Genomic DNA, 17,527 nt, shown 5'->3' with positions numbered 1-17,527 from the left:
CAAAATAAAGTAAATTACGCCGTCCGCGCCGTCTGCCTAAGTCCGCGGCACCGCCCGGCTGGCGATCGCTTCGGCCGAGTAGGCATGCACAAATTCGGTCAGCTCCCGCAGCTTGTCGATCGAAGCTTCCGGAAACAGGCCGTGGCCGAGATTAAATACGAACCCGGGGGCTTTAATGCCGTCGTCGATAATTTCCTTGGCCTGCTGCTTGATGACGTCCATCGGCGCGGTCAGCACGTACGGGTCCAGATTGCCCTGAACGGCAAACTTCCCGCCCGTGCGGCGCCGGCCTTCCGAAATCGACACGCGCCAGTCCAAGCCGATGCAATCCGCCGCGAGGCAGGTCAACGTCGGCAGCAGCTCGCCCGAGCTTACTCCAGGGAAATAAATTTTCGGTACATCCAAATCCCGAAGTTCGGCAAAAATACGAGTGACCGTCGGCAGCACATACTTCTGAAAATCTTTCGGCGCCAGCGCCCCGACCCAGCTGTCGAACAGTTGAAACGCTTTGCCGCCGCTTCGCACATGGGCCCGCAAATAGGCGATAACCATATCGCCCAACTTGTCCATGAGCCTAAACCAAAGCTCCGGTTCGCCGTACATCATCGCTTTGGTGCGGATATAGCTTTTGGACGGGCTGCCTTCGATCAAATAGCTGGCGATCGTAAACGGCGCGCCGGCAAACGTAATGAGCGGCACGTCCAGCTCCCGGTCGAGGATGGAGATTGTTTCCAGAATATGGGACAAGTCCTTTTCCACCTCGATCAGCTTCAGACGATCGATATCCGCCGCCGTGCGGATCGGCTGCTCGATGACCGGTCCGATATTTTTGACGATGTCGAATTCGACGCCCAGCGAAGCAACCGGATTCATGATGTCGGAATACAAAATGGCCGCGTCCACCCCAAGCTTGCGGACCGGCATCAGGGTGACTTCCGCCGCGAGCTCGGGCTGCCGGCAAATTTCCAGCAAGCTGTATTTTTCTTTGATTTTTCGGTAATCGGGATCATATCTGCCCGCCTGGCGCATGTACCAAACAGGAAGACGATCTACCTCCTGGCTTCTCAAGGCCCGGATCAAACGATCGTTATAAACCAACCAACACGCCTCCAATACGCTATAAAAGCAATTCTAAATGCAGTTAGGCCATTAGGACTTACATTCTAAGCGATGTTCAAAAAGTCAAGTTTTCAGCACACTTCCTCTATAAACATTCTAATTTACATTATGCCCTTTTTAAAAGTAAGTAACAACTGTCACAACGGCAAATCGGATGACGATCGCATGACAATCGCATGAAAATGCGATGAAGCCGCCCGCAAACTACGCCGGCTTACTTGTGATATACTTAGAAGACGTGATCAAAAACGGACTTTTTGAACTATATAAGTTGAACTATAGAGATGCGGAAGTAGGCAAGAGTGTGAAATGATTCTGAAGAAACTCAAAGCTTTCTGTAAGAAAGCTGCATCGGAAGCATATGCTTGGTCGCCTTTGTGAGCGGATTTCTACCGTATCTGAATTTAGTTAAATTACAGAAATCCGCGAACAACAGCGATCGTAAGAACATTTCACACGGCTGCCCCGATCCGGACAATCAATAGTTCCACTTATATAGCTCTTGAAGTTTGTCGTTTGCAACCAGATGCGCGGAAAGGAAGTGAAAGCACTTTGAAGACGTGGAAAGTCAATCTCATCGTGCTTTGGTTTGGAGCGTTTTTGGTCAATGCCGGGATGACGATGATTACGCCGTTCCTCTCGCTGTATTTGGCCAGGGATTTGCATGTGCAAGGCGAGCACGCCATCGGCCTGTGGGCGGGGACGATTTTCGCCGCCAACTTTGCGACGTCATTTATTTTTCAGCCGATTTGGGGCAAGCTTTCCGATAAATACGGGCGCAAAATCATGCTGCTTCGCTCAGGGTTCGGCATGGCCATCGTGATCACCTTGATGGGCTTTGCGACCCAGCCATGGCATCTGCTGGCGCTGCGGCTGCTCAACGGGACGATCTCCGGGTTCAATCCCGCTTCGGTTTCGCTCATCTCCGGCACAGCGCCGAAGGAACGAATGGGCTTCGCCATGGGCACGATCCAATCCGGCAACGTCGCCGGCACGATTCTGGGGCCGCTCATCGGCGGCCTAATGGCCGAGTATATCGGCTTTCGCCCGATCTTTTACATAACCGGGGTGTTAATGTTTATCGGCACGGTCCTTGCGCTCGTGTTCGTGAAAGAAAACTTCGACCGCGAGGAAGCGGCCCATACCCCGCAGCCCTCCGTGCTGCAAGGGTTCCTGGAGCTCAACAAAACGCCGCAGTTGACGGCGTTGTTCGCCGTAACCTTTCTGTTGCAATTCGCCATGCTGAGCCCGATGTCGCTGCTGCCGCTATACGTGGAGAAGCTGCACGGGGCGGCGGCCAATGTTTCGTTCTGGGCCGGATTCGTCAGCGCGGTCACCGGCATTTCCAACATGGCCACCTCGCCGCTGCTCGGCCGGGTCAGCGACAAGGTCGGAGCCCATCGCATCCTGACGTACTGCCTGATCGGGGCGGCGGCCACGCTGATTCCGCAAGCGTTTGTCCATACCGTTTGGCAGCTTATCGTCATCCGGTTTCTGATGGGGGTCTTTATGGGCGGATTGCTGCCGAGCGTCAACGCGTTGATCCGCTTTTACACCCCCGACGGGATGGAAAGCCGGGCGTTCGGCTTCAACAGCAGCACGCTCGCCCTCGGCAACATGCTGGGCTCGCTGATCGGCGGCTTCCTCGCCGGCTTTATCGGCATCGAGGGCCTGTTCATCATCTCCGGCATCCTGCTCCTGATCAACACGATATGGGTACGCATCAAGCTGTACGAAAAGCCGAAATTCACACTTCTGCGCCATGGGCGCGGGTGAGTGCGGCGGCATACGTGGCGGCTGGAGTGCCAGAATCGGCCTATTCATAGCTGCTGGGGTAGCATGAATCGGCTCATTCATAGCTGCTGATGAGGACTGCATCGGCTCGTACACGGCTCTGGAGAGGTTAGGGCGGCTCATAGGCGAGGCTAGTCCGTTAGCCTAACGGTAGCCAGTCGCAGGTATTGGGGTCCATTCACATTCACATTCATATTCACGTCGGAAGCTCCGGCTCGAACGGTAATTGCAAACCGTACAACTAGATTTCTACGAAAAAGCGGGTTAGCATGTTTTAATCGCATTTCCTGCAACTGCATCCAAACATTAAAAATTTTCCCCACGATTGAAAAAGCCGGGCATGGGTCGCCCGGCTTCCTCCTTATTTTCCGCTTCAAATTCGGATTTATTTCACAGTCGCGTTGTATTGACCGATCTTATCGGTAATTTGCTTGGCGGCGTCTTCCAGCGCCTGCTGCGGCGCTTTTTGCCCGTTCAGCGCTTCTTCGATCGCGCCTTCCACGATTTGGCGCGCCTCCGGGAATACGCCCATCACGGCGCCGGAAGTCGCGGTTGACGCTGCCGATGCGTGAAGCTGGTCGACGGCCGTCTGGAACTGCGGATATTTCGCCATGTTGTCCTTTAGCACCTGCTGGTCGTAGGCCGCTTTAGTGATCGGGAAGTAGCCCGTGTTTACGCTCCATTTCGCCTGCGCTTCCGGCGAAGCCACGTATTTGATAAACTCCCAGGCGGCTTTTTGCTGTTCTTCCGGCTTGTTGTTCATGATGTACAAGCTGGCTCCGCCCACGATCACGCCGCCTTCCTTGGCGCTGGCCGGTCTTGGCAGGAAACCGGTGCCCACTTCGAATTTGTCGCCGACCATCTCTACGATGTTGCGCAGGGAAGCGGTCGAATCCAGCGTCATGGCGACCTGGCCGGCGGCGAAGGCGGCGTTCGTGTCCTCGGTTTTACGGCCCAGATTGGCGACAACCTTTTCGTCGACCATCTTTTTCCACCATTCCAGCGTTTGCACGCCGGCTTCGGAGGCGAGCAGCGACTCGGTGGCCGCTCCTTCCCGGCCGTTGCCGTTATTCACGTACTCGGCGTTCTGATTGGCGAACAGCTGCTCCATAAACCAACCGTAAATCGCAATCGCCGCGCCCGGTTTGCCGTCTTTACTCAGCGCCTTGGCCGCCGCTTCATATTCTTCAAACGTTTTCGGCGGATTTTCCGGGTCGAGTCCCGCCGCTTTGAAAGCGTCCTTGTTGTAGTAGAGAATCGGGTTGGACGTATTGAATGGCATCGCGTTCAGCTTACCGTCAATCGTGTAATAACGGATGATGTTCGGCTCCAGTTGGGACACATCGTATCCGTCCGCATCGATGAACTGCTGGACCGGCGTGATCGCCTTGGAGTCGATCATGAATTTGCTGCCGATTTCGTACACCTGGATCAAATCCGGCCCGCTGTTTGAACCGAGCGATGCTTTGAGCTTGTTCAAACTTTCGTCGTATTTCCCCTGGAACACCGCTTCCACCTCGATGTCGGATTGGCTGGCGTTAAAATCGGATACAAGCTCGTTAATCGCTTTCTCCCCGGCGCCGGACATCGAATGCCACCAGGTGATGTGCACCGGTTTTTTGGCGTTGCCGCTGGCGCTGGCGGTGTCTTCGCTGCGGGCGTTCGTCCCCCCGCCCGTCTGGTCGGCAGCGCCGTTCGCGGCTCCGTGCGAATTTCCGCCGCAGCCGGCCAGGACGACGAATAAGGCGGCGATCAGCAGCAGCATGCTGTTTTTGTGGCGAAACCTTTTCATGATACGAATCTCTCCCTTGTTTATATTCATCATCTGCCAGCGGCAGTTGACAACGACCGGCCACACGGCATATCCTTTCACCGGTCAGCCCTTCAGCGCTCCCGCCGCCATTCCGCGGACCAGCTGCTTCAGCCCGAACACGAGCAGCAGCAGGGAAGGCAAAATCGCCAGCACGATCCCCGCGAACACGAGATTCCAGGAGGTCGTCTCCTGAAACTCCAGCATCGAAATGCCGATCTGTACCGTGCGCATCGGTTTGCTGTTCGTAATGAGAAGCGGCCATAGATAAGCATTGTACATGTTCAAAAAGGAGTACACCGCCAGTGTCCCCAGCGCCGGCCGCGACAGCGGCAGCACATGGAACAGGAAGTAGCGGAGATGCCCGCATCCGTCGATTTTCGCCGCCTCGAACAATTCTTTCGGCAGCTGCAGGAAAAACTGGCGCAGCATAAACGTGCCAAACGCCGTGGCCAAAAAAGGCACGATCAAGCCCTGATAGCTGTCGAGCCAATTCAGGCTGCGCACGGTCAGGTAATTCGGGATCATCGTCACTTCCCACGGGACCATCATCGTCGCCATGAACAGGCCAAACATCAGGCCTTTGCCCTTAAAGCGCATGTTGGCAAAAGCGTAGGCGGCCAGACTGGACGTCATCAGCTGCCCGGCCATAACGACGCCGGACACAAGGAACGTGTTCCCGATAAAAGCGGCGATCGGCACAATGCCGAACACCTCGATGAAATTGGCCAAATTCAGCGAGTGCGGCACGATGCGCGGCGGATACATGCTTGCTTCCTCCGGCGTCATCACCGCCATAAAAAAGCTGTAGACGACGGGGTACAGCACAAGCACGGCCGTAACGGCGAGCAGCAGCGTAACGGCGGCCCGGCCTGCGGTAAGTTTGGTCATTGATAATGCACTTTCCTTTCCACCCACTTAAACTGAATCAAGGTCAGCAGCATGATGACGAGGAACAGCAGCAGCGCCTGGGCGCTTCCGGTGCCGAACCGGAAATTTACGAACGCCTCCTGGTAAATGGTATAGACGAACACGTTCGTGCGGTTCATCGGCCCGCCCATGGTCAAAATATTGATCTGCCCAAACGACTGGAACGCGCTGATGATCGACACGACCAGCAGGAAAAACAGCGTTGGCGACAGCAGCGGCAGCGTTATTTTGCGAAACACGCCAATCGGTCCGGCTCCGTCGATCGTGGCGCTTTCGTACAGTTCGTCCGGGATGCCCTGCATGCCGCTGGACAAAATGATGTAATTGAAGCCGAGATTCATCCACACGGTCATCAGCGCTATGGATACCAGCGCCCAATCGGGGCTGACCAGCCACTGCACCGGGGAGACGCCGGCAAGTCCCAGCAAATAGTTCAGCATTCCAAGCGTCGGGTGGAACAGAAACTTCCAAATGACCGCGGCCGAGCCGACGGACAATACCAAAGGCAGCGAAAAAGCAAATTGAAACAACCGTTTGCCGGGCAGCCGCGAATGCGTCAGCGCCGCGAGCGCGAGGGCGAGCAGCATCCCCGCCGGCACCGTCAGCAAAGCGAACAGCGCGGTGACCTTCATTCCGTTCACGAACAAACCGGAGGAGAACAGGCCGGCGAAATTGTCCATGCCGACGAACGCGGCGACGCGGCCGGTCGGATCGGTGCTGTGCAAGCTTAAGTAAACCGACTTCAGCAGCGGATAGAACAAAAAAACGCCGAACAACAGCAGCGACGGGGCCAAAAATGCATAGGCGAGCGTATTCTCGCGGAGCTTTTGCCTTTTTATCGAAGCGGTCCGGCCGGCAACGCGGGTCTTGGATCCGGTTAACGCGGCGGATGGGCCGCTTCCCGGCAGACTGAGCGGATTGTCCAGTTCGCTCATGGAGGATGCCTCCTTTTTTGCTAATGAAGTTTGTCGTACAGGATAATTCCTTTGCCAGTGTAAGGCTTGGGTGTCAACAGAGCGTTATCGTAACATCAATCTAAAGTCAAATATGTAAAATTACGTTAAAAAATATAGCCGCAGGAAACCGCAAAAAACCGCCGTTCTTCCGCGCCTTCATAACGCTTCATAACGGCGGCATCGCGCCTGGCATCCATTAAATTTCCCGCTTCTACACCCGGCCGCGCACATCCGCCACGACCAATCTTAACGCGCAGGTATGAAAAGGCGTCTGGCGGTAAGCCGCGAACCGCCGGTCCCATTCGCCGGAGCGAAGGTCGTCGGCCAGCCGTTGGACCAGCTTCTCTCCCCCCCCCCTTCCGGCAGGAATCCCCAGGCCGACTGGGCCGCCCGCACCTCTTTCACCAAAAAAGCTTCAGGGCGCCCGTAAAAAGCTTCCTGAAAACCGTCAATGCAGTCAAACGGGATCGGGACCGGCACGATTTCGCAGTCTCCCCCCAAAGCCTCGGCAATGAAGTCCAGCGCGGGCATCCGGATTCGTTCGATTTCGATCAGTTCGGGAAAATAATGCGCCAGCCAAATCCCCTCCATCGCGGCGGGATCAAAGGTCATCACAACCGCCGTGTCCCGCGTCACCCGCCGCAGCTCCGCGAGGCCCCGGCGGATATCGGGCCAGTGGTGGACGGTGACCATCGCCATGGAGGCATCGAAGGCTTGATCGTCAAACGGCAGCGAATCCGCCCGGCCGATCACCGCCGGAGCTTTCCCCCGGGCCAGCCGCTGCTCGCGCATGACGCGGGAAGGCTCCACGGCAACGACATACCGGTCCGCCGGCTCGTATGAGCCCGCCCCGGCTCCTACGTTCAGGACGGTTTTGGCGTCCCCCAGGGCCCGGTGCACGTACTCCGCAATCCGCGGGTCCGTCCGCCGGTACCCGGAGTACTCGTGACCATACTTGTCATAATCAAACGCCGGATTCAAAATATCCATGGCTGTTCAGCTCCTTTGTCCGGAAGGGGTGGCCTCTTCCTTTTGAAGCCATTGGTGGAGGTGGATCTGGCGTTTTACGGCGGATTGGCCGAGGAATATCCGGAGACGATCCGTTCGGAGGAGCTGTTCCGGGACGAGCTGTGGTTCGTCGTCGCCCCGGATCACCGGTACGCGGGCCGGCAGGTCAGCCTGGCGGAAATGGTCAGGGAGCCTTTTGTCATGCGGGAGACGGGCAGCTCCACACGGGAGCGCTTTTTGGCCTTGTGCCGGACGTTTAACGCCCCCGCGCCGCGGATCGCCCTGCAGTTCAACGGGCTGAACGAAACCGTGCAAGCCGTGATCGCCGGGTACGGAGCCAGCTTTGTGTCGTCGCTGGTCGTCAGGGAGCAGGTGGAACGCGGCCGATTGTCCCGCGTGTTCGTGGATGGACCTGAGCCGCAAAATATTTTTTCCGTCTGCATGCGCAAAAACGAGCCGTTGTCTCCGGCGGCGGAGGCTTTTATCCGGCTCGTTCGGGAAAATCCATACGGACGAACGTTAGACTTAGGAAGCTAACGTCCGTTTGGCGAATTCCAAGAAAGCTTGCGTTTCCTCCCAAGATTCGAACCCGGCCTGCGCCTGCTTATCGCTGCCGCCGCCCTTGCCGTTAAAAGCCGGCAGATGCTCTTTGAAAAACGCGCCGCAGGAAACCGCCGCTTCCCCGTTATGAGCCATCACCGCTTTGTTGCCGGCCATGGTCGCAAGCAGCACGAGCGCGTCTGCGTCTAAGTCCGCCGTCAGCTTGGCCGCCAGGCTTTGCAGATCCTTCAAAGGCTTGTCCGCAAAAACATGGGCCACGATCCCGTCCTCCCGCCGCGACAGCAACTCCCGCGCCAAGTATTCGTCATTAACGGCCCTCACGTTGGCCAATTCCTGCTGCAGCTGCTTTTGCTCCTGCTCCCATTTTTCGATCCGCTCGGCGAGCCCTTCCCGGCTCGTTTTCAGTTTGCCGGTCAGCAGCCCCAAAATCCGCTGGTTTTCGTTGAATTCGGCCAAGGCCCGATAACCGCATTTGAAGTAGACCCGGGTGTTGCCCTTCTGCTTTTCGGCCTTTAACAGCTTGATCATTCCGATTTCGCCCGTCGAGGAGACATGCGTTCCCCCGCAGCCGTTGTATTCCACGTCCTTCATCTCGACGACGCGGATGTTCTCCGTCACCTTCGGACGCTTCACCAAAGGCAGCTTGGCCGCCTCCTCCCCGGTCACGAAATAGCTGGCGATCTCGTGGTTCAGATAAATATGGCGGTTCGCGGCCAGCTCGATGGCGGCTAATTGTTCCGGTGTGAGCTCGGGGCGCTCCACGTCGATTGTGCAGTAGTCGGCCCCCAGGTGGAAGCTGACCGTCATCGCCCCGTAAAGCTCGCGGCAGACGGCGGACAGCAGATGCTGGCCGCTGTGCTGCTGCATGTGGTCAAACCGGCGCTCCCAGTTCACCGTACAGTTCACGGCCGTATCGTCAGGCAAGCGCTCCACTTTATGCAGCACCTCGTCATTTTCGCTGATCACGTCAAGCACCGGGATCCCCTGGATCGTTCCTTCATCGTTCGGCTGCCCGCCCCCATAGGGGTAGAAGGCGCTTTCCTCGAGGACGACAAAATCCCCGTCCCCGCGCTGCAGCGTCCGGCTGACGCGCGTTTGCCATTCGGTAAGATACGCAGATTCGAAATACAGTCTTTTTGTCATCGTTCATTTCCCTTCCCGTGTCCAAGTACCCTTACCATACAATTTTTCCCGCCCGCGGTAAAGGAAAGATGCGCCTCCCCTCATTTCCCTTTTTCGCCCTTCATATACTGTTACGAGTGAAAACGGCTTTAAGGAGGAGCAAGGAATGGGACATGTTATCAGCGGGGTCGGCCGGGAAATCGGCCGGTTGACGGATGAACTGGTCCGGCGGCAGCAGCCGGACGGGACCTGGCGGTATTGCTTCGAAAACGGAACGGCCATGGACGTGAGCGTGATCGTGCTGCTTCGCTCGCTAAGCGCGGGCAGCGAAGAGCTGATCCGTTCGCTGCACGACCGCGTCCTCGCCGCGCAGCAGCCCGAGGGCTGCTGGCGATGGTTTGAAGACGAGCGGGAAGGGAACTTGTCCGCGACGGTGGAAGCGTACTACGCCTTGCTGTTCTCCGGGTACAGCCGGCCGGAGGACGAGCCGATCCGCCGGGCCAGAAATTACATTCAAGCCGCCGGAGGGATCGGGATGGCGGGCGGCCTGCTCACAAAAGCGCTGCTCGCCGCCACGGGACAGCGCAAATGGCCCGCGGCCCTGTCCTCCATTCCGCTGGAAATTCTGCTCCTGCCGCCGTCTTTTCCGGTCAGTTTTTTTGATTTTTCCGGATATTCGCGGGTTCATCTGGTTCCGCTGCTGATCATGGCCGACCGGGACTTCTCCCTGAAAACGCCGCATACTCCGGATTTAAGCGATCTGTATGGCGGCGGCCGCGGCTTGGACGAGGAGGAGCTTTCCCGGGAAAACCGCGATCTGCTCGCCCACATCCAAGCGGGGATCGGCCGGCTGATCGGCTCCCCGCAGCGTATCCGCCAGGCCGCCGTCAAGAAGGCCGAACAATACATGCTGGAGCGGATCGAGGCGGACGGCAGCCTGTATACGTATGCCAGCTGCACGGTGCTGATGGTGTTCGCCCTGCTTGCCCTCGGGTACGACCGCCGGGACCCGCTCATCACGCATGCCGTCGACGGCTTGGCGGCGATGCGCTGCAGCGCGGGCGGTACAGGCGGCGAAATCACGATCCAAAACTCCCCTTCCACCGTCTGGGATACCGCGCTGATCGCTTACGCCCTGCAGGAAGCCGGGCTAAGCGAGGATCACGCCGCGATCCGGAAGGCTGCCGCCTATCTTCGTTCCCGGCAGCACCGCAAAGCCGGGGACTGGCAAATTCACAATCCCGGCGTGGCCCCCGGGGGCTGGGGATTTTCCGACACCAACACGATCATTCCCGACGTCGATGATTCAACGGCCGCACTGCGGGCGATCCACAGCCTGGCCGGACGGGAACCCGCCTGCCTCGAAGCGTGGAACCGCGGGCTCAACTGGGTGCTCTCCATGCAGAACGACGACGGCGGCTGGCCGGCCTTCGAAAAAAACACGAACAAGGAAATGCTCACCTGGCTCGCCATCGACGGGGCCAAAGCGGCGGCCATCGATCCTTCGGAAGCGGATCTTACCGGAAGGACGCTGGAGTTTTTGGGGAATTTCGCAAGGCTGGACGCCCGCCATGAGTTCATCCGCCACGGCGCCGACTGGCTGATCCGCCATCAGGAAGCGGACGGATCATGGTACGGCCGCTGGGGAATCTGCTATATCTACGGGACGTGGGCCGCGCTTACGGGGCTGAAGGCCGCCGGCCTGGCTTCGGATCACGAAGCCGTTGCCCAAGGCGTAAGCTGGCTGTTGAGCGTGCGCAATCCGGACGGCGGCTGGGGCGAATCCTGCCGCAGCGACCGTGAAGAGCGCTATGTGCCGCTTCGCGCCAGCACGCCTTCGCAAACGGCTTGGGCGCTGGACGCCCTGATCGCCGCGCACGACCGGCCCACGGCCGAGATCGACCAAGGAATCGCCAGGCTGATCGCGATGCTGCACGAGGACGGCTGGACCGCCTCTTATCCCACAGGCGCCGCCCTGCCCGGGTATTTTTACGTACACTACCACAGCTACCGTTATATCTGGCCGCTGCTGGCGCTGGGGCATTACCGGAAGAAGTATGGAGGAGATTAAGCGGGGCGGGCGCGGCAATAAGCGCCTGTCCCTCGGAGCGCGGCGGCAAATTTGGGTTCATTGCTTAGGTTTAACGCCTTATCCACTTATCCGCGGCTAACGTATAATGTGCAGACAACTAACGTGAAGAAAGGATAAATCCGATGATCGAATTAGCTTTGGCTTTCCAGGATAAGGATGGGCAGTATACCGAGCATGCCGGTGTCGTGTTGGCGTCGGTTTTCCAAAATACGAGATCCTCAGTAAATGTGCATATTTTGCACGACGAGACTTTGAGCGAGGATAACCGGCAAAAACTCATTAATTTAGCCGCCAGCTACAATCAGACGATTCAGTTTTATCCCGTAGTGTTGCCTGAAAATATGCTCCAGGTGATGACGAGCGTGGGCTCGATTGAAGTGTGGACGCCGGCCTGCATGTATCGCTTGCTGCTGCCCGGCGTCATACCGGCGGACAGAGTTATTTACCTGGACTGCGATGTTTTGGTGAACATGGACCTTGAAGAACTGTGGCAGGTCGATTTAAGTAATTATTATCTGGGCGCGGTTTGGGACCAGAACATCATGAATGTCACGCATCTGATCAGCTCCAAAGGGCTGAATCCGGAACATTATTTTAACTCCGGAGTTATTTTATTCGCCTTGAACACGATCCGCGCTAATCCTAACTGGTACGAAGAAACGTTAAACTTCTTACGGAATTTCCCCGATACCACCATGCCCGACCAGGATGCGCTCAATGCGGTTTTCGGCGGAAATTACCTGCCTTTGGATGTGCGTTTCAACTTATTCAACATGGCCGCGGCCGATTACGACTTTACCAATAAAATCGTCCATTTCGCCGGGGATGAAAAATGCTGGGACCGCAAGTCTTCAGGTTGGAAACTTTACAAGCATTACCTCAGCATGACGCCATGGGCAGAACAAACGGCCGCAAAACCCGTGTATCCGGGCTCTTCCAGCCCGAGAAGACAGGGGAGCCGCAGGAAATCGGGAAAGCGGAAACTAGCCGGGAGAAGGCTCCGAATCAGAAGAAGCAAATTTGTCCGGATTGCCTTAACCAATTTGACATCTGTCAAATCAGCCAAGAGCAACAGAGCGGCAGGAATCCGAAAAAGAAGACGAATTCGCCGGCGGATCTACCGTTGACGAGGTTCTTGCGGCAAACGCAAACCTGGGGTTCGTTCCGAATCATAGTCTACCGGCCCTGTGCATAGATATTCAGTAGAAGTACAACGCCTAAGCGAAATAAGAAAGGCAGGGAACAATCATGGCGGTCTCCAGTATGGACTTCACTTCGCCATCCGCGCAATTTACGTACGACGTCAACCGCAACACCTCCTTTAAAAAGGATAACCGCAATTTTATCAACGAGCTGTCCATCAAACAGCTGAATACGCTCGGCAATATGTCGATGCTGGACACTTATTTGGACAAAGGCAACGCCATCGAACCGCACCACCATCCAAACGCCTCGGAGCTCGCATACTGCATTTCGGGCGAGGTCGTCGTCTCGATCATCAATCCGTTTACGAAAGAGCTGCGGCATTATCCGACCCGGCCCGGCCAGGCGACCAGCATCCCGCAGGGCTGGTGGCATTATGACACGGCTACCGTGGATGGAACGCATTTTTTAGCCATATTCGACGCGCCGGTTCCGGAAATCATCCCCGCCTCCGATATGCTGCGGCTCACGCCGCCCGAGGCCTTGGCGCATATGTACTGCCTCGATCCGGCCAAAGTCCGCGAGGCGCTTGCCCCGCTGAACCAAACCGTAATCATCGGGCCGCCATCCGGCTGTCCGAAAGAACAACATGGCGCCTATTACCAAACGCAGAATCACCAGCCCAATACCGCCCACACCAGCCATCCGCCCTACAACCAGGGCTACGGTCTTCGCCCGTACCAGCAAAGCGACGGCAATCCCCGGCGGCCGCAGGTCATCGGAAACGGCTGGGCTCATCTGTATCACGACGGTCCTTAAAAAAATCGGCCAGGAGGACTCCGCTATTAACGGCAAGGGACGTCCCGTAAGTCGTCTGACGGCTTGGGGACGCCCCTTATTCGTTAAATTTAGTTTCGATACTTTTCCGTTGGATGCGAGTGCGAGATTTCCCGCCAAATGCAAAAGGGCATGCGATCCCCGTCGAATTTACTCGAAAAGGGTGGCTCAACTGCAAATGTGCAGTTCATTTTCGGCCATAAGACCCTTTTTTAGCGAACAGTCTCTAATGAGATGTACTTTTGCACTTGATCAGCCGTTTTGGGGCGTTTTGGTGAAAATCAACTGCACTTTTGCAGCTCGTCCTTCCGGAGTTGGCCCTGCTCCAACCCCTGCTCCACAATAAACAGGGCACGAGGCTCTATGTCCAGCGCTCGCGAGCACTTATTTCGCAGTGCAATTAGAACCGTATGTCCGGCAAAGTTAATTTAGCGACAATTCGCTCCGGCTTTTCTTTCTCCCCCAAGCGATGCTTACGGAGGCAGCCGCAAGGCCTAGTCCGACCAAAAGGCCCCCCAGCCAAGGATGATAGTACAGCGTTCCCGTCGACTCCAGCACAAGACCTCCCCCGCCGGCGCCAAGCGCCAGCCCCAAGTGGGTGATCGAGGTGTTGATGCTTAACACCAGATTGGAGGACTGCGGCGCCCGCGCGATAAAATAGCTTTGAATCGCCGTTCCTGTGGCAAACATGGCTAGCGCCATCAAGGAAAGGAAGGCGATCCCCGGTATCGTCCGGCCCGCCCATAAAGGCAAAGTTGAAATGGTGGCCGCGTGCATCACCAGACCGGCGAGCAGCACGCGGGAGACTCCCCAGCGGTCGATGCAGTAACCGCCCAGGCGCGATCCGGCAGCCCCGACAAGGCCTAACCAGAGCATGACGAAGCTGCTGTAGGAAGCAGGCAAGGCCAGAATATTTTGCATAAAAGGAATGACGTACGTAAACAGCAGATTATTGCCCGACTCTCTGAACAACGTAATCAGCAGCCCGCTGACGATGACCGCGCTGCCGAGAACTTTAAACTGCATGAAAAAAGGAACCGCCGCATCCCCTTCCATCGGTGGAACCAGCTTGTTAATCAAGTACGCCACCCCTATACTAAGCAAGGCCAGGATCAGAAAAATCGCCCGCCAGTTCAGCCATTCGGCAATGGCCATGCCGAGCGGAATTCCCAAAATCATCGCGCTGCTGAAGCCGAGGACGACGGTGCCGATCGCGCTGCCGATTTTTTCCGGGGGGACGATTTTGGCGGCCGCGCCAAACACGACGACAAGAAAGACACCTGAACTCACGCCCAAAATAACTCGGGAAAGCATTAAAACGGCGATATTCGGGCTCATCCATGCCGCCAGGCAGCCGGCGATAAACACCGCCAGCGAGGCCAGCAGCATTTGTTTGCGGCCGAGCCGCGAGGTGAGCGATATGATCACCGGGGTGCCGATGGCGAACGACAGAGAGTACACCGTAACCAATTGTCCGGCTAACGCCAGCGAAACGCCCAAATCTCCGGATATCGTACCGATGATCCCCGAAACGATCAGCTCCGAGGTCGCCGTAAGAAACACGCCGATGGTCAACACGTAAATCACAAGCTTTCGTTTATTCATATTAAATTTTCCTCCTCACATCTTCTTGATTGCATTATAATGAGGTTACATACGATATGTAAGAAGGCAAATCTTTTGGATATTATCCAATTATTTTGACTAACTATATTTAAGTAAGTAAAAGGAGGAGGAAACATGGAACAGCAACAAAAAGAAACCGAGGACCTTTCCGACATCTGCTCCGTACTGCAAATCCTCGGGGCCAAATGGTCTTTTCTGATCATCGCCGAGCTATCCAAAGGCCCGCGGCGCTTTCAGCAGCTCCACCGCGATTTGAAGATCGTCCGTACGCAATCGTTGACCGATGCGCTGCGGCATTTGGAGAAAAGCGGCATCGTGCGCCGCGAGGTTTTTCCCACCGTCCCGGTTACGGTCGAATATTCACTGACCCCAAAAGGCCTGGATTTTCAAAGCTCGCTTAAGGAAATGGAGAAATGGGCGGCCAGGTGGAAAGAGGCCGAAGCGAAGGAAAGCGCGGAGAAAGAACACGCGGCGGCTGAAGGATAACGCAAACATCCCCCGGCGCCGAGTTTGACGCCGGGGGATAAATGATGAGCCTTATTTCACCATCGCCAGCGCAAGGCCGTCATAAGCCGGCAGCAGCGTGCTGATCAGCCGCCCGTCCCGGGCGATCATCTCGTTGAACTTGCGCATCGCCTGCACCGACGGCCCGTTTTTCTCCTCATTAAGGGTACGCCCCCGCAGCAAAATGTTGTCCCCGGCAATGAGCGCGCCCGGATTGGCCAGTTTTATCGCATATTCGAGGTATGCCGGATAGTTTTCTTTGTCCGCATCGATAAAAAAGAAATCGAACCGCTCCTCCCGGGCCTCCAGCGTCGCCAGACTGTCCAGCGCGGGGCCGATCATGTACTCGGCCAGGCTGCCGAATCCGGCGGCAGCCAAATTCCGCCGCGCCAATCCGGCGTTCTCCTCCTTCAGCTCCAGCGACACGAGCCGCCCGTCCGCCGGCAGCCCCCGGGCCAGGCAGATCCCGCTGTAGCCGCCAAGGGCGCCGATCTCCAGCACCGCTTTAGCTCCTGCCAGTTTAACCAGCAAGGTCAAAAGCCGCCCATACCCCGGCGCGATCGACACGTCCCGCAAGCCGCTGTCCAAAATGGACCGCGTCACCCGCTCCAGCACTTCATCTTTGGCGTATAATTCGTCTCCGTATTGTTCCGGCGTCAGCATCGCAATCTACATCCTTTCTTTTGGTTTCCTTATGTATACGGCACAGATCGCCGCGCAAACATTTTTTGCATCGCGATCCAAAGAACCGTTTGTAACTTGGCAAGCATTGGCCTATACTGAATTGTATGGTTTTTGCGCAGTTCTCACAAGTATAATGCCGAAGCTGGAGTGATCTACAGGAATGTCTGGACCTTTGCAACTGATCGCGACCGCCCCGATGGGGCTGGAAGCCGTGGTGGCGCGCGAATTGAAAGAATTGGGATACGAAGATACGGCGGTCGAAAACGGCCGCGTCCATTTCACCGGCGACCTGATCGATATTTGCCGCTGCAATTTGTGGCTGCGGACGTCCGACCGGGTTTTGATCAAGATGGGCGAATTTAGCGCCCTAACCTTCGACGAGCTGTTTGAAGGCACCAAAGCGCTGCCTTGGCAGGAGTGGATTCCCGCCAACGGGGAATTCCCGGTGGAAGGCCGGTCGCACAAGTCGCAGCTCAGCAGCGTCCCCGCCTGCCAGGGAATCGTCAAAAAAGCGGTCGTCGAAAAGCTTAAGCAGTCGCACTCTACCGAATGGTTTCAGGAGACCGGCCCGCGTTATGTCATCGAAGTCAATCTATTGAACGACAAGGCGCTGCTCACGCTCGATACGACCGGGCCGGCTCTGCACAAGCGGGGCTACCGCAAGCATGCGACGGAGGCGCCGCTAAAGGAAACGATGGCCGCCGCGCTGATTTTGCTCAGCCGCTGGAACCAAAATCCGGTGCGGCCGTTCTACGATCCTTGCTGCGGCTCGGGCACGCTGCCGATCGAAGCGGCGATGATCGGTTGGAACCTGGCGCCTGGGCTGCGCCGCACGTTTAATGCCGAAAGCTGGCCGGCCGTGCCGGAGCGCTTATGGCAGGAGGCCCGGGAAGAGGCGTTTGACGCGGTGCGGGACGATACCCCGCTGAACATCGCCGGCAGCGACATCGACCCGGCGGCGGTCGAAATCGCCAAGGCCGCCGCCAAAAGCGCCGGTTTGGCAAAAGAGATCAAGTTCGAATGCCTCCCCGCCGTCAAAATCCAACCGCAGGGCGATTACGGCTGCATGATTACGAACCCGCCTTACGGCGAGCGGATCGGTGAGGAAAAGGAAGTGCGGAAGCTGATCGCCCAGCTCGGCCGGATCATGGCCGGACTGCCTACCTGGTCCTTTTTCGCCCTGACGCCGACCAAACAGTTCGAGCATGATTTTCAGCGCAAGGCGGACAAACGCCGCAAGCTGTACAACGGCCGTATCGAATGCCAATATTTGCAGTTCCTCGGGCCCCTTCCTCCACGCCACTAACCGCGGAGGAAGGGTCTCCCTTTTAAATAGGTAGT

14 protein-coding genes and 1 pseudogene are annotated in these 17,527 nt (G+C 57.0%); 7 read left to right on the top strand and 8 right to left on the bottom strand.

Annotated features, from left to right (window positions below; translation table 11 throughout):
- Positions 1-36 precede the first annotated feature (36 nt).
- Complete coding sequence (hemE, locus tag NYE69_RS13945; protein WP_340926632.1) at positions 37-1,098, bottom strand: uroporphyrinogen decarboxylase; 1,062 nt, start codon at positions 1,096-1,098, stop codon at positions 37-39.
- Positions 1,099-1,671: 573 nt separating this feature from the next.
- Between hemE and NYE69_RS13940 the strand changes: the two genes are divergently transcribed.
- A complete protein-coding gene (locus NYE69_RS13940; RefSeq protein WP_340926631.1) occupies positions 1,672-2,895 on the top strand; it encodes an MFS transporter in 1,224 nt (407 codons plus the stop codon).
- A gap of 403 nt (positions 2,896-3,298) precedes the next feature.
- On the opposite strand, the gene NYE69_RS13935 is transcribed toward NYE69_RS13940, so the two are convergent.
- The 4 genes from NYE69_RS13935 to NYE69_RS13920 form a co-directional block, all read right to left on the bottom strand.
- On the bottom strand, positions 3,299-4,705 hold the full coding sequence (locus tag NYE69_RS13935; RefSeq protein ID WP_340926630.1) for an ABC transporter substrate-binding protein: 1,407 nt from the start codon (positions 4,703-4,705) through the stop codon (positions 3,299-3,301).
- Between the two features lie 84 nt (positions 4,706-4,789).
- The gene (locus NYE69_RS13930) at positions 4,790-5,614 is read right to left on the bottom strand and encodes a carbohydrate ABC transporter permease (protein ID WP_340926629.1); all 825 of its coding nucleotides are present in this window, start codon (positions 5,612-5,614) and stop codon (positions 4,790-4,792) included.
- Complete coding sequence (locus NYE69_RS13925; protein WP_340926628.1) at positions 5,611-6,588, bottom strand: carbohydrate ABC transporter permease; 978 nt, start codon at positions 6,586-6,588, stop codon at positions 5,611-5,613. The genes NYE69_RS13930 and NYE69_RS13925 overlap by 4 nt, the downstream gene beginning before the upstream one ends.
- Positions 6,589-6,855: 267 nt before the next feature.
- Positions 6,856-7,599 carry a class I SAM-dependent methyltransferase gene (locus NYE69_RS13920; RefSeq protein ID WP_340926627.1) on the bottom strand — a complete coding sequence of 248 codons (744 nt, stop codon included), beginning with the start codon at positions 7,597-7,599 and terminating at the stop codon, positions 6,856-6,858.
- A gap of 54 nt (positions 7,600-7,653) precedes the next feature.
- Between NYE69_RS13920 and NYE69_RS13915 the strand changes: the two are divergent.
- Positions 7,654-8,154: pseudogene (locus NYE69_RS13915) on the top strand (LysR substrate-binding domain-containing protein); the annotation flags it as partial.
- On the opposite strand, the gene NYE69_RS13910 reads toward NYE69_RS13915, so the two are convergent.
- Positions 8,143-9,321 carry an alanyl-tRNA editing protein gene (locus NYE69_RS13910; RefSeq protein WP_340926626.1) on the bottom strand — a complete coding sequence of 393 codons (1,179 nt, stop codon included), beginning with the start codon at positions 9,319-9,321 and terminating at the stop codon, positions 8,143-8,145. The pseudogene NYE69_RS13915 and the gene NYE69_RS13910 overlap by 12 nt on opposite strands.
- 145 nt (positions 9,322-9,466) lie before the next feature.
- Here NYE69_RS13910 and shc point away from each other — a divergent pair, with 145 nt between their 5' ends.
- The 3 genes from shc (at position 9,467) to NYE69_RS13895 (ending at position 13,354) form a co-directional block, all read left to right on the top strand.
- Complete coding sequence (gene shc / locus NYE69_RS13905; RefSeq protein WP_340926624.1) at positions 9,467-11,371, top strand: squalene--hopene cyclase; 1,905 nt, start codon at positions 9,467-9,469, stop codon at positions 11,369-11,371.
- A gap of 143 nt (positions 11,372-11,514) precedes the next feature.
- On the top strand, positions 11,515-12,519 hold the full coding sequence (locus tag NYE69_RS13900; RefSeq protein ID WP_340926623.1) for a glycosyltransferase family 8 protein: 1,005 nt from the start codon (positions 11,515-11,517) through the stop codon (positions 12,517-12,519).
- A gap of 121 nt (positions 12,520-12,640) precedes the next feature.
- The gene (locus tag NYE69_RS13895) at positions 12,641-13,354 is read left to right on the top strand and encodes a cupin domain-containing protein (RefSeq protein WP_340926622.1); all 714 of its coding nucleotides are present in this window, start codon (positions 12,641-12,643) and stop codon (positions 13,352-13,354) included.
- A gap of 441 nt (positions 13,355-13,795) precedes the next feature.
- Here the strand turns inward: NYE69_RS13895 and NYE69_RS13890 are convergent, their stop codons facing one another.
- Entirely contained in the window at positions 13,796-14,977 is a 1,182-nt protein-coding gene (locus tag NYE69_RS13890) for an MFS transporter (RefSeq protein WP_340926621.1), read from the bottom strand.
- 135 nt (positions 14,978-15,112) lie between these two features.
- Here NYE69_RS13890 and NYE69_RS13885 point away from each other — a divergent pair, with 135 nt between their 5' ends.
- Positions 15,113-15,484 (top strand): winged helix-turn-helix transcriptional regulator, encoded by a 372-nt coding sequence (locus NYE69_RS13885; protein WP_328270663.1) that lies wholly within the window; start codon positions 15,113-15,115, stop codon positions 15,482-15,484.
- Between the two features lie 51 nt (positions 15,485-15,535).
- On the opposite strand, the gene NYE69_RS13880 is transcribed toward NYE69_RS13885, so the two are convergent.
- Positions 15,536-16,165: an O-methyltransferase gene (locus tag NYE69_RS13880; protein WP_155621048.1), complete on the bottom strand. Its 630-nt coding sequence runs from the start codon at positions 16,163-16,165 to the stop codon at positions 15,536-15,538.
- Between the two features lie 181 nt (positions 16,166-16,346).
- Here NYE69_RS13880 and NYE69_RS13875 point away from each other — a divergent pair, with 181 nt between their 5' ends.
- A complete protein-coding gene (locus NYE69_RS13875) occupies positions 16,347-17,492 on the top strand; it encodes a THUMP domain-containing class I SAM-dependent RNA methyltransferase (protein WP_036624314.1) in 1,146 nt (381 codons plus the stop codon).
- Positions 17,493-17,527: the final 35 nt, after the last annotated feature.

Source organism: Paenibacillus sp. FSL R5-0527, from assembly GCF_038008055.1.
In the GTDB taxonomy this organism is placed as follows: domain Bacteria; phylum Bacillota; class Bacilli; order Paenibacillales; family Paenibacillaceae; genus Fontibacillus; species Fontibacillus macerans.
This window is presented reverse-complemented; position numbering and strand designations above follow the sequence as displayed.

What these genes read in the sequence shown, in the direction of transcription:
- NYE69_RS13890 (WP_340926621.1), bottom strand. Translation starts at nt 14,977, where the DNA reads ATGAATAAACGAAAGCTTGTGATTTACGTGTTGACCATCGGCGTGTTT.
- NYE69_RS13900 (WP_340926623.1), top strand. Translation starts at nt 11,515, where the DNA reads ATGATCGAATTAGCTTTGGCTTTCCAGGATAAGGATGGGCAGTATACC.
- NYE69_RS13920 (WP_340926627.1), bottom strand. Translation starts at nt 7,599, where the DNA reads ATGGATATTTTGAATCCGGCGTTTGATTATGACAAGTATGGTCACGAG.
- NYE69_RS13885 (WP_328270663.1), top strand. Translation starts at nt 15,113, where the DNA reads ATGGAACAGCAACAAAAAGAAACCGAGGACCTTTCCGACATCTGCTCC.
- NYE69_RS13930 (WP_340926629.1), bottom strand. Translation starts at nt 5,614, where the DNA reads ATGACCAAACTTACCGCAGGCCGGGCCGCCGTTACGCTGCTGCTCGCC.
- NYE69_RS13935 (WP_340926630.1), bottom strand. Translation starts at nt 4,705, where the DNA reads ATGAAAAGGTTTCGCCACAAAAACAGCATGCTGCTGCTGATCGCCGCC.
- NYE69_RS13895 (WP_340926622.1), top strand. Translation starts at nt 12,641, where the DNA reads ATGGCGGTCTCCAGTATGGACTTCACTTCGCCATCCGCGCAATTTACG.
- shc (WP_340926624.1), top strand. Translation starts at nt 9,467, where the DNA reads ATGGGACATGTTATCAGCGGGGTCGGCCGGGAAATCGGCCGGTTGACG.
- NYE69_RS13910 (WP_340926626.1), bottom strand. Translation starts at nt 9,321, where the DNA reads ATGACAAAAAGACTGTATTTCGAATCTGCGTATCTTACCGAATGGCAA.
- NYE69_RS13925 (WP_340926628.1), bottom strand. Translation starts at nt 6,588, where the DNA reads ATGAGCGAACTGGACAATCCGCTCAGTCTGCCGGGAAGCGGCCCATCC.
- NYE69_RS13875 (WP_036624314.1), top strand. Translation starts at nt 16,347, where the DNA reads ATGTCTGGACCTTTGCAACTGATCGCGACCGCCCCGATGGGGCTGGAA.
- NYE69_RS13880 (WP_155621048.1), bottom strand. Translation starts at nt 16,165, where the DNA reads ATGCTGACGCCGGAACAATACGGAGACGAATTATACGCCAAAGATGAA.